Genomic DNA, 14,290 nt, shown 5'->3' with positions numbered 1-14,290 from the left:
AGGGCAGGCGCATAATAACGATTAGTAATGGGAGCGGGTAGTGGCAATACTGATGCTGGTGGCAGTGCTGGTCGTAATCTTGATGCTGGCCTTTTTTCGCGCCTCCATCACCAGCTGGGTGCTGGCGATGATGGTGATCGTGCCGGTGGTGGCGATCCAGTCGCGCGTTTCGGATGCCGCGCTGCAGGCGGTGTACATCGCGCTGTTCCTGTTCATCGTCCTGTTTGGCATTTCCTCGCTGCGCCGCAACATTATCAGTGGCGCCATCCTTAAAATCTTCCGCAAGACCCTGCCGCAAATTTCCGCGACCGAGCAGGAGGCGATCGATGCCGGCACGGTGTGGTGGGATGGCGACCTGTTCAGTGGGCACCCCGACTGGAACAAGTTACTGGCCTTCCCCAAATGCGGGCTGAGCGACGCGGAGCAGGCCTTCCTCGATAACGAAGCCGAACAACTGTGCGCGATGCTGGACGACTGGGACATCACGCACCGGCGCGCCGACTTGCCGCCCGAAGTCTGGCAGTTCATCAAGGCCAAGGGCTTCTTCGGCATGATCATCCCGAAGCGCTACGGCGGCCTGGAGTTTTCCGCGCAGGCGCATTCGGCGGTAGTGAGCAAGATCGCATCGCGCAGCGGTACGGCGGCGGTGACGGTGATGGTGCCGAATTCGCTCGGCCCTGCCGAATTGCTGTTGAACTACGGCACCGAAGAGCAGAAGGAAAAATACCTGCACCGCCTCGCGTACGGTCTGGAAGTGCCGTGCTTTGCGTTGACCGGCCCCTTCGCTGGATCGGATGCCGGCGCGATTCCAGATTACGGCGAGGTTTGCTTCGGCGAATTCGGAGGAAAACAAGGCGTGCTGGGCATCCGCCTCAACTGGGAGAAGCGCTACATCACCCTCGCGCCGGTGGCGACGCTGCTCGGCTTGGCGTTCAAGCTGTACGACCCGGGTCGCATCCTGGGCGGAGACGCCGAGCGCGGCATCACCCTCGCGCTGATCCCGACCGATACGCCGGGCGTGCAGACCGGCCGCCGCCACTTCCCGCTGAACTCCGCCTTCCTGAACGGCCCTACGCAGGGCAAGGACGTGTTTATCCCGATGAACTACGTCATCGGTGGCATGCCGCGCATCGGGCAGGGCTGGCGCATGCTCATGGAATGCCTCGCGGCGGGGCGCTCGATCTCGCTGCCCGCGAGCAGCACCGGCGGCATGAAGCTCGCGGCGCGCACCAGCGGCGCATACAGCCGGGTGCGCAAGCAATTTCACATGCCGATCGGCAAATTCGAAGGCATCGAGGAGCCGCTGGCGCGCATCGGCGCATCTACCTACCTGATCGACTCGGCGCGCCGCTTCACCGCCCTGGCGGTGGACCTGGGCGAGAAGCCGTCGGTGATCTCTGCCATCGTCAAATACCACGCCACCGAGGCCGGGCGCGCCGCCATCAACGACGCGATGGACGTGCACGGCGGCAAGGGCATCTGTCTCGGTCCGGACAACTACCTGGGGCGCAGCTACGAGCTGGCGCCGGTCACCATCACCGTGGAAGGCGCGAACATCCTGACGCGCAGCATGATTATCTTCGGCCAGGGCGCGATCCGTTCTCATCCCTACGTGCTGAAGGAGGTTGCCGCGGCGCGCGAACCGAACCGCAAGCTTGCCCTGCACCAGTTCGACGAAGCCCTGTTCGGCCACATTAGCTTCACCCTGAGCAACGCGGCGCGCAGCTTCGTGTTCGGCCTGACCAACGGGCGCGGCATTCCCGCCCCCGTCTCGGCGCTGGAGGATACCGACCGCTACTACCAGCAGCTGACGCGCTTCTCCGCAGCCTTCGCCCTGAGCGCGGACATGGCGATGGCGGTGCTGGGCGGTTCGCTGAAGCGGCGCGAAAAAATTTCCGCGCGCCTCGGCGACGTGCTGAGCATGCTCTACCTGTGCTCGGCGGCACTAAAGCGCTTCGAGGACGACGGCCACCCAGCCGAAGACCTGCCGTTGCTGCACTGGGCGATGCGGGACGCGCTGTACAAGGCCCAGCAGGCGCTCGACGGCGTGATCCGCAATTTTCCGAATGCCGCGGCACGCTGGCTGCTGAGCGCGCTGATCTTTCCGGCGGGCAGGCAGTTGTCGCCGCCTTCCGACCATCTCGGCCACGAGGTTGCCACGCTGCTGATGCAGCCCGGCGCGACACGCGACCGCCTCACTGCGGGGATGTATTTACCGAGTGACAATCAGGACGCGGTGGGCGCGCTGGAAGCGGCGCTCGCGAGCACGCTCGCCTGCGAGCCGCTGCAGGCCGAACTGGACAAGGTATTCAAGGCCGGCAAACTGAAGGAACTGCAGGAGCTGCCGCGCATCGCCGAGGCGCGCGCGCAGGGCATCATCACGCCGGAACAGGCGCTGCAACTCGAACGCGACTACGCGCTGCGCCGCAAGGTCATCATGGTGGACGATTTCGCGCCGGAGGAGTTGCCGGCGGGAAGCAAATCCTGAAACAGCAGCTACCACGAAGAACGCGAAGATAAGACAGGGGCATCGGAATGCGATTCGCAGAAAGCTTCGTGCCCTTCGTGTTCTTCGTGGTGAAGTGTTTTTTTAGCGTGAGAGGATAAATGGGCAACATTGAGGCGCCACAAACCGATGTCATCACGCCGGAACAAGCGGGCACGCTGCACGGGCTGTTCCTGGAGCGCGTGCGCCGCTCGCCGGAGCGGGTCGCCTATCGTCACTTCGAGTGCAACGAGTGGCGTGATTTGACCTGGCGCGAGATGCTCGCCGAAATCGCGCGCTGGCAGGCGGCGCTGGCCGGCCTCGGCTTGCAGCGCGGCGACCGCGTCGCGATCATGCTGCGCAACTGTCCTTACTGGATGATGTTCGACCAGGCTGCGATGTCGCTGGGGCTGGTGGTCGTGCCGCTCTATACCGTGGACCGGCCGGACAACATCGCCTACATCGTCAACGATGCCGACGTGAAGGTGCTGCTGTTCGAGAACGAAGAGCAGTGGCAGGCGCTGCGCACGGTGCGCGAGCGGCTTGGCGGCGTGAAGTGCTTCGTGAGCATCGACGCGATGCGCAACGGTGCCGCGCCGCGCCTGAAGTCTGCACAGGAATTCTTGCCACCGGCGGCACCGAGCCCTCTCCCCAACCCTGATGAAACAACTAGCCATTCGACTAAGCCCGCAAGCGGGCAAGTCGCTGGTTATCTCCCGCAGGCGGGCGAGGGGGCAAACGATCCGCTGCGCGGGACTTGTTCAGACGATTTGGCCAGTATCATCTACACCTCCGGCACCACCGGCAAGCCCAAGGGCGTGATGCTGAGCCATGCCAACATGCTGAGCAACGCGCACGCCTGCCTGGACACTTTCGCGGTGCACCGCGACGACCTGTTCCTCTCCTTCCTGCCGCTGTCGCACACCTTCGAGCGCACGCTGGGCTATTACCTGCCGGTGATGACCGGCGCCACGGTCGCGTTCGCGCGCTCCATCCCGCAACTGGCCGAAGACCTGCAGATCATCCGTCCCACCATCCTGATTTCCGTGCCGCGCATCTACGAGCGCATGTATGCCGCGATCCGCGCCAGCCTCGATGAGGGTTCGTCGCTCAGGCGCAAGCTGTTCCACCTGGCGGTGGAAACCGGCTGGGCTCGCTTCGAGCGCGAGCAGGGGCGCGGGCCGTGGAAGCCGTCCTTCCTGCTCTGGCCGCTGCTGCAAAAACTGGTCGCACAAAAAGTGCTGGATCGCCTCGGCGGCAGGTTGCGCGTGGCGGTCAGCGGTGGTGCGGCACTCGCCCCCGAAATCTCGCGGGTGTTCGTCGGCCTTGGGCTGCCGGTGGTGCAGGGCTACGGACTGACCGAGACCAGCCCAGTGATCAGCGGCAACCGTCCGGAGAACAACTACCCCGACAGCGTCGGCCAGCCGATCCGCGACGTGCAGGTGAGGCTCGGCGAGCAGGGCGCGCTGCTGGTGAAGGGGCCGAACGTGATGCTCGGCTACTGGAACAATCCCGAGGCGACGCGCGCCATGATAGACGCGGACGGCTGGCTGAACACCGGCGACGTCGCGCATATCTCCGCCATCGGCCACATCTACATCACCGGACGCATCAAGGACATCATCGTCATGTCGAACGGCGAGAAGATCCCGCCGAGCGACATGGAGATCGCGCTGCTGCACGACCCGCTGTTCGACCAGGTGATGGTGTTCGGCGAGGCGCATCCCTACCTCGTCGTGCTGGCGGTGCTCAATGAAGAGGCTTGGCAGCATTTCACGAAGGAGGTCGGTATCCGTGGCGACATGCCGGAGTCATTGACCGACAGCAACGTAGAGGCCAGGATACTGAGACGCGTCGCGCGCAACTTGCGCGGCTTTCCGGGTTATGCCAAGGTGAACCGCGTGCTGCTGTTGCGCGAACCGTGGAGCATCGATAACGGCCTGCTGACGCCGACCCTGAAGATCAAGCGTGCCGAGATCGCGCAGCAATTCGCCGGGCAAATCAAACAACTCTATGAGAGGCGTTGATATGGAAAATCAGCCGCAAACCACGACGTTGCCCCAGCGCGAGCCCACCCTGCGCATGGTCGCGATGCCTTCCGACTGCAACTACACCGGCGACGTGTTCGGCGGCTGGATCATGGGGCAGGTTGACATCGCGGGCAGCATCCCCGCACTGCACCGCGCGCGGGGCAGGGTGGTGACCGTCGCGGTGAATTCCTTCATCTTCAAGCAGCCGCTGTTCATGGGCGACGTGGTGAGCTTCTACGCGAGCATTACCAAGGTCGGGCGCACCTCGCTCACCGTGAGCGTCGAGGTGTACGCGCAGCGCGACCCCGAGCAGCCGACCTGCGTGAAGGTGACCGAGGCGACGCTGACCTATGTCGCGGTGGACGAGAACCGCCGGCCGCGCGTCGTGCCGGCGTAGGGTGGGCACGTTTTTGTGCCCACGCGTGAATCAGCACTGCGTGGGCAGATGAACCCTGCCCACCCTACGAAATTGATCGTTCCCCGCGCGGAACATGAGAACAACAAACAAGAGGCCGTTATGAGCGAGAATTTTCGGGTACGCAAGGTTGCGGTGCTGGGAGCCGGCGTGATGGGTGCGCAGATTGCCGCACACTTGGTCAACGCCAACGTCGAGACGCTGCTGTTCGATCTCCCCGCGAAGGAAGGCGACCCGGGCGGCATCGTCAACAAGGCGCTCGATAATCTCCGCAAGCTTGATCCCGCGCCCGCGGCGAGTCCGGCGAAGATTTCCTTCATCCAGCCCACGAACTATGAACAGCATCTCGACAAGCTGCGCGAGTGCGACCTCGTGATCGAGGCCATCGCCGAGCGTATGGACTGGAAATCCGATCTCTACAAAAAAGTTGTGCCGCATCTCGGCGAACGCGCGATCTTCGCGAGCAACACCTCCGGCCTGTCGATCAACCGGCTCGCCGAGGCCTTCCCTGAGCACCTGCGCCACCGCTTCTGCGGCGTCCACTTTTTCAACCCGCCGCGCTACATGCATCTCGTCGAGTTGATCCCCTGCGCGCAGACCGAGGCGCCGCTGCTCGACCGGCTCGAGACCTTCCTCGTCTCCACGCTCGGCAAGGGCGTGGTGCGCGCCAAGGACACGCCCAACTTCATCGCCAACCGCATCGGCGTGTTCTCGATGCTCGCGACCCGGCACCATGCGGCGGCGTTCAACCTCGGCTTCGACACCGTAGACGCGCTCACCGGCCGCTACCTCGGCCGCCCCAAGAGCGCGACCTTCCGCACGCTGGACGTGGTCGGCCTGGACGTGTTCGCGCATGTGGTCAACACCATGCGCGAGAACCTGACCGACGATCCGTGGCACAGGCACTTCGAGCTCCCCGGCTGGCTGGGGCAACTGGTCGACCAGGGCGCGCTCGGGCAGAAGACCAAGCGCGGCATCTACCAGAAGATCGGCAGGGACATCCACGTGCTCGACCTGCACGACGGGGCCTACCGCCTCTCCGAGAGCAAGATCGACGACGCCGTGAAAGACATCCTGCGCGAGCGCGACTGGGCGAAGAAACTCGCCGGGCTGCACGGCAGCTCGCACCCGCAGGCGCAGTTCCTCTGGGCGACGTTCCGCGACGTGTTCCACTACTGCGCGCTGCAACTCGAAAGCATCGCCAGCAACGCGCGCGACCTCGACCTCGCCGTGCGCTGGGGCTTCGGCTGGGACAGCGGCCCGTTCGAAATCTGGCAGGCGGCGGGCTGGCAGCAGGTCGCAGGCTGGATCGCCGCCGACATCGCCGCAGGCAAGGCGATGTCCGAAGTTCCGCTGCCCGGCTGGGCGAGCGAGCCGAACCGCAGCGGCGTACACACTGCGCAGGGTTCATTTTCTCCAAATGTAGGGTGGATAAGCCACAGCGCATCCACCGGAGCCTCACCCTCTGCGGATAAAGGTGGATGCGCTCCGCTTATCCACCCTACGTCATCAGGAACTTACCAACCCCGCTCCCAACTCCCCGTATATAAGCGCCAACTCTTCCCCGACCGCCTGCTCGGCGAGATCGCGCACTACGGCGAGACCGTGTTCGAGAACGGCGACATCCGCATGTGGCACATGGGCGACGGCATCGCCATCCTCAGCTTCAGGACCAAGATGCACACCGTCAGCAACGAGGTGCTCGACGGCATCCTGCGCGCGGTGGACGAGGCCGAGGAACATTTCAGCGCGCTGATCCTCTGGCAGGCCGAGCCGCCATTCTCGGCGGGCGCGAACCTGTTGCAGGCGATGCAGGGCATGCAGGAAGGCGCAGAAGAGGGCGGCCTGCTCGACAAACTCAAGGGCGCGGCGACGCGCGTCAAATACACCGTCGCGGGCGGCGGCGGGCTGGGCGATGTGCTCAACGCCGCCACGGGGCACGTGCCGCGCGTCGCGGACGTGGTCGCGAAATTCCAGCAGGTCTCGCAGCGCCTGAGGTACGCGCAGGTGCCGACCATCGCCGCGGTGGACGGCCTCGCGCTCGGCGGCGGCTGCGAATTTTCCATGCACTGCTCAAAAATCGTCACGACGCTGGAGAGCTACATCGGCCTCGTCGAGGTCGGCGTCGGCCTGCTGCCTGCGGGCGGCGGCTGCAAGGAGATGGCGCTGCGCGCCGCGCAGGAGGCTCAGCGCCTCGCCATCGAAGGCCGCGCCGGCATCTTTCCGCACCTCAAGCGCTACTTCCAGAACATCGCTACGGGCGAAGTCGCCAAGAGCGCCGAGCTCGCGCGAGAGATGGGTTACCTGCGGCAGTCCGACCGCATCGTGATGAACCGCTTCGAGTTGCTGCATGTCGCGAAGGAAGAAGCCAGGGCGCTGAACGCCACCGCGTATCGCCCGCCGCTGCAAGTCCGCCAGATACCGGTTGCCGGCCGCACCGGTATCGCCACCCTCAAGGCCGCGATGGTCAACCTGCTCGAAGGCGGCTTTATCTCCGAGCACGACTACGACATCGGTTGCCGCATCGCCGAGACCATGTGCGGCGGCGATGTGGATGCGGGCAGCCTCGTGGACGAGCAGTGGCTGCTCGACCTGGAGCGCAAGCACTTTATGGAACTCATTGCCACCGACAAGACGCAGGCAAGGATCGAGCACATGCTGAAGAACGGGAAACCACTAAGGAATTAGGGCGTTATTTGTATTCATGAAACTGGAGTCACCATGGTATCCCCTCGCTTAGCCGCAAAAACTGAGTCAGAAGAGTCAACCCTTCGTTTAGCTGTTTTAATTGATGCTGACAATGCTCAAGCTACTGTTATTGATGGCCTTTTGGCGGAAATTGCAAGATTCGGGGAGGCAACCGTAAAGCGCATATACGGTGATTTCACTGCTTCAAGTAGTTCATCGTGGAAAAAGGTGTTGCAGCGTTATGCTATTAAGCCAGTTCAACAGTTTGCATATACGACCGGAAAAAATGCTACTGACAGTACGCTGATTATTGATGCGATGGATTTGTTGTACACACGAAAATTTGACGGCTTCTGCCTGATTACTAGCGACAGCGATTTCACCGGCCTTGCAATGCGATTACGTGAGGAAGGTCTCACTGTTTTTGGTTTTGGTGAAAAGAAAACACCAGAAGCGTTCCGTAATGCTTGCCACAAGTTTGTGTTTACTGAGGTTCTTCGCACAAGTGCTGCAGTTGAGCCACCCGCCCAACCATCGAAAGCTGGGAGCGAACAAAAGCCAGTTAAACCTCAAACATCTACGGAGGTCGTAGAACCAAAGCAGGAGTTCCCCAGAACATTTGTTCTTACAGCCCTTGAGCAATCAACTGACGACTCTGGTTGGGCAAATCTTGGAACATTCGGGAGTTACCTTACAAAGCTACAACCTGATTTTGACCCTAGGTTGTATGGCTATAAGAAACTTTCTGATCTCGTCAAAGCCAAGTCAGAAATATTTGTGACTGAAGAACGGCAAGCCCCAGGGTCAAATCAGAAGGTTTTATACTTGCGTGCAAAGTGGGCAGATTAGAAGCAAAAAATGGCCGGCATCAGGATTAAAAGGGGCCAGCTTCGCTTTTCGCTAACTCCATAATGCGAGACCATTGCCGAGACCTGTTCCGGGTGCTATTCTTGGCTCCGTTAAATGGAGGGAGAACCAAATGGCACATGTAATCCTTGCGGAAACGACGGCGAGTGTTTCCGAGTTGAAAAAGAACCCGATGGCGACGGTTGCGGCCGGGGAAGGCTTTCCGGTGGCGATTTTGAACCGCAATGAGCCGACTTTCTATTGCGTTCCTGCGAAAGCTTATGAGGCACTGATGGATAAGCTGGAAGACCTGGAGTTGAACGCAATTGCCGATGCGCGCTTGAAGGACGGCAAGCGTCCGGTGCGGGTCAAGCTCGATGAGCTATGAGCTGAGTTTTCATCCCGATGCGCTGCTGGAGTGGCGCAAGCTGGATACGACAGTCCGCGAACAATTCAAGAAGAAACTGGCCGAGCGCTTGCAGCATCCGCGTGCTCCCTCGGCGAGGCTTGCAGGCCATAAAGACCGATATAAAATCAAACTGCGCAGCGTGGGATACCGGCTGGTGTATGAGGTGCGGGATACCGTGTTGCTGGTGATCGTGGTCGCGGTCGGCAAGCGGGAGCGCAATGCGGTTTATCGCGCGGCTGCGAAACGTTAATCGGTGGAGGAGACATCATGACCAAACAAATCCAGGAAGCCTACATCGTTGCCGCGACGCGCACGCCGGTCGGCAAGGCGCCGCGCGGGATGTTCCGCAACACGCGGCCCGACGATCTGCTGGTGCATGCGCTGAAGGGCGTGCTGGCGCAGGCGCCTTCGCTCGATCCGGCTGTTATTGGTGATGTCATCGTCGGCTGCGCGATGCCGGAGGCGGAGCAGGGCATGAACGTGGCGCGCATCGCGCTGCTGCTCGCGGGGCTGCCGAACGGCGTGCCGGGCATGACGGTGAACCGCTTCTGCTCTTCCGGCCTGCAGGCGGTGGCGCTCGCGGCGGATCGGATTCGTTTGGGCGAAGCCGACGTGATGATCGCGGGGGGCGCAGAGAGCATGAGCATGGTGCCGATGATGGGCAACAAGGTCGCGTTCAATCCGGCGATCTTCGCGGACGAACATGTCGGCATCGCCTACGGCATGGGGCTGACGGCGGAAAAGGTGGCCGCGCAATGGAAGGTGTCGCGCGAGGCGCAGGATGCGTTCGCCTGCGAGAGCCACCGGCGTGCGCTCGCGGGAATCGCGAACGGCGAGTTCGCGGACGAGATCGCGCCTTTCGAGATCGTCGAGCACCGGCCGGATTTGATCGAGCGCGAGGCGACGGAGCAGCGCCGCCTCGCGATGCACGACGAGGGGCCGCGCGCCGACACTTCGCTCGAGGCGCTCGCGAAACTCAGGCCAGTATTCGCGCAAAAGGGCTCGGTCACCGCGGGCAACAGCTCGCAGATGTCGGACGGCGCGGCGGCAGTGCTGCTGTGCTCCGAGGCCGCGTTGAAGCGCTTCAACCTTACGCCCATCGGCAAGTTTCTCGGCTTCAGCGTCGCGGGCGTGCCGCCGGAGATCATGGGCATCGGGCCGAAGGAGGCGATCCCGCGCGTCCTGCAGCAGACCGGCCTGAAGCTTTCCGACCTGGGCTGGATCGAGCTCAACGAGGCCTTCGCCGCGCAGTCGCTCGCGGTGATCGGCGATGTCGGCCTCGACCCGGCTATCGTCAACCCGCTCGGCGGCGCGATCGCACTCGGCCATCCTTTGGGTGCGACCGGTGCGATCCGCACCGCGACGCTGCTGCACGGCCTGCGCCGCCGCAAGCAGAAGTACGGCATGGTGACGATGTGCATCGGCACCGGCATGGGCGCGGCGGGTATTTTCGAGGCGCTTTAGCATTCCTGTAATGATTCAAGGAAAAATCCTGATGCGAAAATTATGGCTGGGCATGTTGTTGCTCTGCCTGTGCGCGTACGCGCGAGCCGCCGAGGTGGACGGCGTGAAACTGCCGGACAGCGTGCATCTCGGCAGCCGCGATCTGCAACTTAATGGTGCCGGGGTGCGCAGCAGGTTCTTTCTCGACCTGTACATCGCGGCGCTTTACCTGCCGGGGAAAAGCGTCAGTTGGGCGGCGGTGCAGGCTGACGGCGGCGAAAAGCGCATGGCGCTGCACCTTTTGATCGGCATCAGCGCCGATCACCTGTTCAGCGCGCTGAACAATGCCATTGCTGCCAATCACACCCCCGCTGAATTGAGCGCATTGGAGAGGCCGCTCAAGGAATTCGCGGCGATCTTTCGCGCGATCGATGAAATCGAGAAAGGCGATGTCGTGACGCTGGACTATCTGCCGGGCAGCGGCACGCAGGTCAGCGTGAACGGCGTCCCGAAGGGTATAGTCGGCGGTGCGCAGTTCTACGGCGCGTTGCTGAAAGTCTGGCTCGGCGACAAGCCGGCACAGGCCGACCTCAAGCAGAAACTGTTGGGTGGACGATGAGCGAGGCGGAACGGCTTAACGCGGATTGTCATGCTGCCACGCTGGACCGAGCCGCGCTACGGCGCGCGATGCAGGGCGAAGGCGAGGCGTGGTATGACCTGGTGACGGAGCGCTGCCCGCACCTGTTCGCCGATGTGGCGGTGTTCGTCACGGCTGCGCAGATGCGGCAGATGCGCGCAGTGATCGAGGCGGTGGAGCGGGTGGTGAGGCTGCCGGGGTGGGAGCAAAGCTCCGCGCCGGATTCTGCACTTGGCGTGTTCTACGGCTACGACTTCCACCTCAACAGCGACGGCGCGCATCTCATCGAGATCAACAGCAACGCGGGCGGCGGGCTCCTGAATGCGCTGCTGCTCGACAGCCAGCGCGAGGCAATACTTCCCGTTCATGCTGATGCTTCGCCAGACTCAGCACAGGGTACGCCAAGCGTATCGAAGCATGAGAGTTCACCCTTCGATATCTCAGGGCAAACGGATGTTTCTCTGAATGATGTGTTCCTCGCGATGTTCCGCAACGAGTGGCGGCTGGCGCGCAGCGGTGTGCCGCTGCAGGCTGTCGCCATCGTGGACGAGCAGCCGGAGGCGCAGTACCTGTATCCCGAATTCCTGCTCGCGCAGAAGATGTTCGGGCGCGCCGGGATCATGGCCTGCATCGCCGACCCGTCCGCGCTGCAACTGCGCGGGAATGAACTCTATCTTGGCGAGCAGAAGATCGACCTGGTGTACAACCGCCTGACGGATTTTTCCCTGCAGAAATATCCCGCGCTGCGGCAGGCGTATCTGGAGGGTGGCGCAGTCGTGACGCCCGGCCCCGCGCACTATGCGCGCTACGCCGACAAGCGCAAGCTGGCGCGGCTGACCGGTGCGGAAGGCCTGCGCGCGCTCGGCGCGAGCGAGGCCGACATCGCCACGCTGCTGGCGGGCGTGCCGCAGACCCGGCTGGTGCAGGCGGCGGACCATGACCGTTGGTGGCAGGAGCGCAAGCATTGGTTCTTCAAGCCCGCCGCGGGCTACGGCAGCAAGGGCAGCTACAGCGGCGCGAAGCTCACCAAGCGGGTGTTCGAGGAGATCATGCGGGGCGGCTACGTCGCGCAGCGCATGGCAGCACCCGGCGAGCGCATGGTCTGCGTCGAGGGGGCGGAGCCGCAGCCGCTCAAGTGCGATGTGCGCTGCTACGTTTACGATAGGCGGGTGCAGCTCGTCGTGGCGCGCCTCTACCAGGGACAGACCACCAACTTCCGCACACCGGGCGGCGGCTTCGCAGTAGTGCGCGTGGTGGAGTAGAATCTCCTCCCCCGCGGATTTTTAAAACGGCTTCTGGGGTTTGCAACATACCTCTTTGAAGGAGTAGTCATGTTTCGCAACAAACTGCTGTTGACTGGCGCATTCGCGCTTCTCCTGTCCGGCCTCTCGGCTACGGCGCTGGCGAGGGACGTGTCCACCGCGCAGACCGCGCTGCGGCTCGCGCAGGACGAGATGAAGGCCGCCGAGGCGGAGCGCGATGCGGATGCGAAGCGCCTCGCGGCGATCGAGAAGGAAGTGGCGCGGCTGAAGGGCCAACTGGAGGCGGAGCGCAAGAAGGCCACGCAGTCGGAAAAACGCTACCTCGAAAGCAGGAAGCAGCACGACAAGGCGCAAGCCGCGTTCGACAAGGCCTGGAAACAATAAGCGGAACATGGCGCTCTACGCATTTCTCTCGGTGGGGATCGGCGCGGCCGTCGGCGCATGGCTGCGCTGGGGCCTGGGGCTGTGGTTCAACCCGGCGCTGCCGGAGCTGCCGCTCGGCACACTCGCGGCCAACCTCATCGGCGGCTACCTGATCGGGCTCGCGATCGCCTTCTTCGTCCAGCACCCGACGCTGTCGCCGGAATGGCGGCTGCTCGTCATCACCGGTTTCCTCGGCGGGCTGACCACTTTTTCCACCTTTTCGGCGGAGACCGTCACCCTGCTGCTGCGCGGGCAGTATGCGTGGGGCACGGCCATCATCGCGGCGCATCTCGGCGGTTCGCTGCTGATGACGGTGCTGGGTATACAGACTTTCAAGTGGCTTCAAAATTAGGAGAACGACGATGAATCAGCTTACTTTCTATGTCACCGAAAAACAGCTCCATTCCGGCGAGCCTCTCTATGAGTGGCTGCTGGAAGAGGCCAGGGAACTCGGCATCCTCGGCGGCTCGGCATTCCGCGCCATCGCCGGGTTCGGACGGCACGGCAGACTGCGCGAGGAGACTTTCTTCGAGCTGGCCGGGGAACTGGCGGTGCAGGTTGAGTTCATCGTGGACGACAAGCTCGCCGAACAGATGTTGCAGCGGGTGCACTCGCAGAGCCTCAACATCTTCTATGTGCGCAGCAAGGTCGAGTCCGGAATCGTTTAACGTCCGGTTGGCCATCGGCCTATCGGCCCTGTAGTGATTGCTTAACTGTGCCGCACGAATAGAGCATGAAGCCGTTCGTGTTGAGCTCGTCGAAACATGAATGGCTGCATGGCCTTCGACAGGCTCAGGTCGAACGGAATGTAATTTCTATTCGTGCCGATCAATAATGCCGGCGTTGCCGCCGGTATCGATAATCCGGTTTTCAGGGAGGCTGCGATGCGCCTGACTGTGCTGGGCTGTTGTGGCGGGATCGGCGGGGTGCGGCGCACCGTCTCGCTGCTGCTCGACGACGACATCCTGATCGATGCGGGCAGCGGCGCGGGCGACCTCACGCTGGAGCGTATGGCGCTCCTCGAACATGTCTTCCTCACCCACGCGCACCTCGACCACAGCGGCTTCCTGCCGCTGCTCGCGGATGCCGCCGCCTTTCTGCGCCAGCGTCCGCTGAACGTCCATGCCCTGCCGCAGACCATTACCGCACTGAGGCAGCACATGCTCAACGGCGAACTGTGGCCGGACTACACCGTCTTGCCGAGCGCGGACCATCCCTACATCCGCTTCTTTCCGCTGACGGTCGGCACCACGCTGCAGCTCGGCGGGCGGCGCATCACGACGCTGCCCGCGCGCCATGCGGTGCCGGCCGTGGGGTATTGCGTGGACAGCGGCGCCGCGAGCTTCGTCTACAGCGGCGACACCACCGATTGCGAGGAATTCTGGGCGGCGCTGAACCGCATCGAAAACCTGCACTACCTGATGGTCGAAACGACCTTCCTCGATGCCATCCAAACCGCCGCCGCGAAGTCCGGGCACTTCACCGCCGGACTCCTCGCGCGCGGCCTAGCGCGCCTGCAGCGCCCGGTGCAACTGTTCATCTCTCACATGGAACCGGGTAGGGAAGAGAGCACCATGGCGGAAGTCATGGCCACCTGCGGCGCATTCCGGCCGCAGCAGTTGCAGCAGGGGCAAGAGTTCGTTTTTTGATCT

Annotated in this window: 14 protein-coding genes; all 14 read left to right on the top strand. The window is 63.0% G+C overall.

Going from position 1 to position 14,290, the window contains the following annotated elements:
* Positions 1-40 precede the first annotated feature (40 nt).
* The 14 genes from ACRRNM_RS04830 to ACRRNM_RS04765 all read left to right on the top strand — a co-directional run bounded on the left by ACRRNM_RS04830 (position 41) and on the right by ACRRNM_RS04765 (position 14,287).
* Positions 41-2,488, top strand: a complete 2,448-nt coding sequence (locus tag ACRRNM_RS04830) for an acyl-CoA dehydrogenase (RefSeq protein WP_435627107.1) — start codon at positions 41-43, stop codon at positions 2,486-2,488.
* 119 nt (positions 2,489-2,607) lie between these two features.
* Entirely contained in the window at positions 2,608-4,512 is a 1,905-nt protein-coding gene (locus tag ACRRNM_RS04825) for an AMP-dependent synthetase/ligase (RefSeq protein ID WP_435627106.1), read from the top strand.
* A gap of 1 nt (position 4,513) precedes the next feature.
* Positions 4,514-4,912, top strand: coding sequence for an acyl-CoA thioesterase (locus ACRRNM_RS04820; protein WP_435627105.1), 399 nt, complete (start codon positions 4,514-4,516; stop codon positions 4,910-4,912).
* Between the two features lie 120 nt (positions 4,913-5,032).
* Positions 5,033-7,618 carry a 3-hydroxyacyl-CoA dehydrogenase/enoyl-CoA hydratase family protein gene (locus tag ACRRNM_RS04815; RefSeq protein WP_435627104.1) on the top strand — a complete coding sequence of 862 codons (2,586 nt, stop codon included), beginning with the start codon at positions 5,033-5,035 and terminating at the stop codon, positions 7,616-7,618.
* 33 nt (positions 7,619-7,651) lie between these two features.
* Positions 7,652-8,467, top strand: a complete 816-nt coding sequence (locus ACRRNM_RS04810) for an NYN domain-containing protein (RefSeq protein ID WP_435627103.1) — start codon at positions 7,652-7,654, stop codon at positions 8,465-8,467.
* Between the two features lie 130 nt (positions 8,468-8,597).
* Positions 8,598-8,852 (top strand): type II toxin-antitoxin system Phd/YefM family antitoxin, encoded by a 255-nt coding sequence (locus ACRRNM_RS04805; RefSeq protein ID WP_435627102.1) that lies wholly within the window; start codon positions 8,598-8,600, stop codon positions 8,850-8,852.
* The gene (locus tag ACRRNM_RS04800) at positions 8,842-9,123 is read left to right on the top strand and encodes a type II toxin-antitoxin system RelE family toxin (RefSeq protein WP_435627101.1); all 282 of its coding nucleotides are present in this window, start codon (positions 8,842-8,844) and stop codon (positions 9,121-9,123) included. Before ACRRNM_RS04805 ends, ACRRNM_RS04800 begins: the two co-directional genes overlap by 11 nt.
* Before the next feature lie 17 nt (positions 9,124-9,140).
* Positions 9,141-10,337 carry an acetyl-CoA C-acyltransferase gene (locus ACRRNM_RS04795; RefSeq protein WP_435627100.1) on the top strand — a complete coding sequence of 399 codons (1,197 nt, stop codon included), beginning with the start codon at positions 9,141-9,143 and terminating at the stop codon, positions 10,335-10,337.
* A gap of 31 nt (positions 10,338-10,368) precedes the next feature.
* Positions 10,369-10,935, top strand: coding sequence for a chalcone isomerase family protein (locus tag ACRRNM_RS04790; protein WP_435627099.1), 567 nt, complete (start codon positions 10,369-10,371; stop codon positions 10,933-10,935).
* On the top strand, positions 10,932-12,215 hold the full coding sequence (locus ACRRNM_RS04785) for a hypothetical protein (protein WP_435627098.1): 1,284 nt from the start codon (positions 10,932-10,934) through the stop codon (positions 12,213-12,215). Before ACRRNM_RS04790 ends, ACRRNM_RS04785 begins: the two co-directional genes overlap by 4 nt.
* Positions 12,216-12,284: 69 nt before the next feature.
* Positions 12,285-12,599, top strand: a complete 315-nt coding sequence (locus ACRRNM_RS04780; RefSeq protein ID WP_435627097.1) for a hypothetical protein — start codon at positions 12,285-12,287, stop codon at positions 12,597-12,599.
* Positions 12,600-12,606: 7 nt separating this feature from the next.
* A complete protein-coding gene (crcB, locus tag ACRRNM_RS04775) occupies positions 12,607-12,990 on the top strand; it encodes a fluoride efflux transporter CrcB (RefSeq protein WP_435627096.1) in 384 nt (127 codons plus the stop codon).
* A gap of 10 nt (positions 12,991-13,000) precedes the next feature.
* Entirely contained in the window at positions 13,001-13,306 is a 306-nt protein-coding gene (locus tag ACRRNM_RS04770) for a DUF190 domain-containing protein (RefSeq protein WP_435627095.1), read from the top strand.
* 153 nt (positions 13,307-13,459) lie between these two features.
* A complete protein-coding gene (locus tag ACRRNM_RS04765; protein WP_435627094.1) occupies positions 13,460-14,287 on the top strand; it encodes a 3',5'-cyclic-nucleotide phosphodiesterase in 828 nt (275 codons plus the stop codon).
* Positions 14,288-14,290 lie beyond the last annotated feature (3 nt).

The organism is Ferrigenium straubiae (assembly GCF_051257895.1).
Taxonomy (GTDB): domain Bacteria; phylum Pseudomonadota; class Gammaproteobacteria; order Burkholderiales; family Gallionellaceae; genus Gallionella; species Gallionella straubiae.
Note: the sequence above shows the minus strand (reverse complement) of the source record. Positions and strands in the feature narration are given on the sequence as shown.

Coding starts and splice junctions, on each gene's coding strand:
- ACRRNM_RS04825 (WP_435627106.1), top strand. CDS start 2,608: ATGGGCAACATTGAGGCGCCACAAACCGATGTCATCACGCCGGAACAA.
- ACRRNM_RS04820 (WP_435627105.1), top strand. CDS start 4,514: ATGGAAAATCAGCCGCAAACCACGACGTTGCCCCAGCGCGAGCCCACC.
- ACRRNM_RS04815 (WP_435627104.1), top strand. CDS start 5,033: ATGAGCGAGAATTTTCGGGTACGCAAGGTTGCGGTGCTGGGAGCCGGC.
- ACRRNM_RS04810 (WP_435627103.1), top strand. CDS start 7,652: ATGGTATCCCCTCGCTTAGCCGCAAAAACTGAGTCAGAAGAGTCAACC.
- ACRRNM_RS04805 (WP_435627102.1), top strand. CDS start 8,598: ATGGCACATGTAATCCTTGCGGAAACGACGGCGAGTGTTTCCGAGTTG.
- ACRRNM_RS04800 (WP_435627101.1), top strand. CDS start 8,842: ATGAGCTATGAGCTGAGTTTTCATCCCGATGCGCTGCTGGAGTGGCGC.
- ACRRNM_RS04795 (WP_435627100.1), top strand. CDS start 9,141: ATGACCAAACAAATCCAGGAAGCCTACATCGTTGCCGCGACGCGCACG.
- ACRRNM_RS04790 (WP_435627099.1), top strand. CDS start 10,369: ATGCGAAAATTATGGCTGGGCATGTTGTTGCTCTGCCTGTGCGCGTAC.
- ACRRNM_RS04785 (WP_435627098.1), top strand. CDS start 10,932: ATGAGCGAGGCGGAACGGCTTAACGCGGATTGTCATGCTGCCACGCTG.
- ACRRNM_RS04780 (WP_435627097.1), top strand. CDS start 12,285: ATGTTTCGCAACAAACTGCTGTTGACTGGCGCATTCGCGCTTCTCCTG.
- crcB (WP_435627096.1), top strand. CDS start 12,607: ATGGCGCTCTACGCATTTCTCTCGGTGGGGATCGGCGCGGCCGTCGGC.
- ACRRNM_RS04770 (WP_435627095.1), top strand. CDS start 13,001: ATGAATCAGCTTACTTTCTATGTCACCGAAAAACAGCTCCATTCCGGC.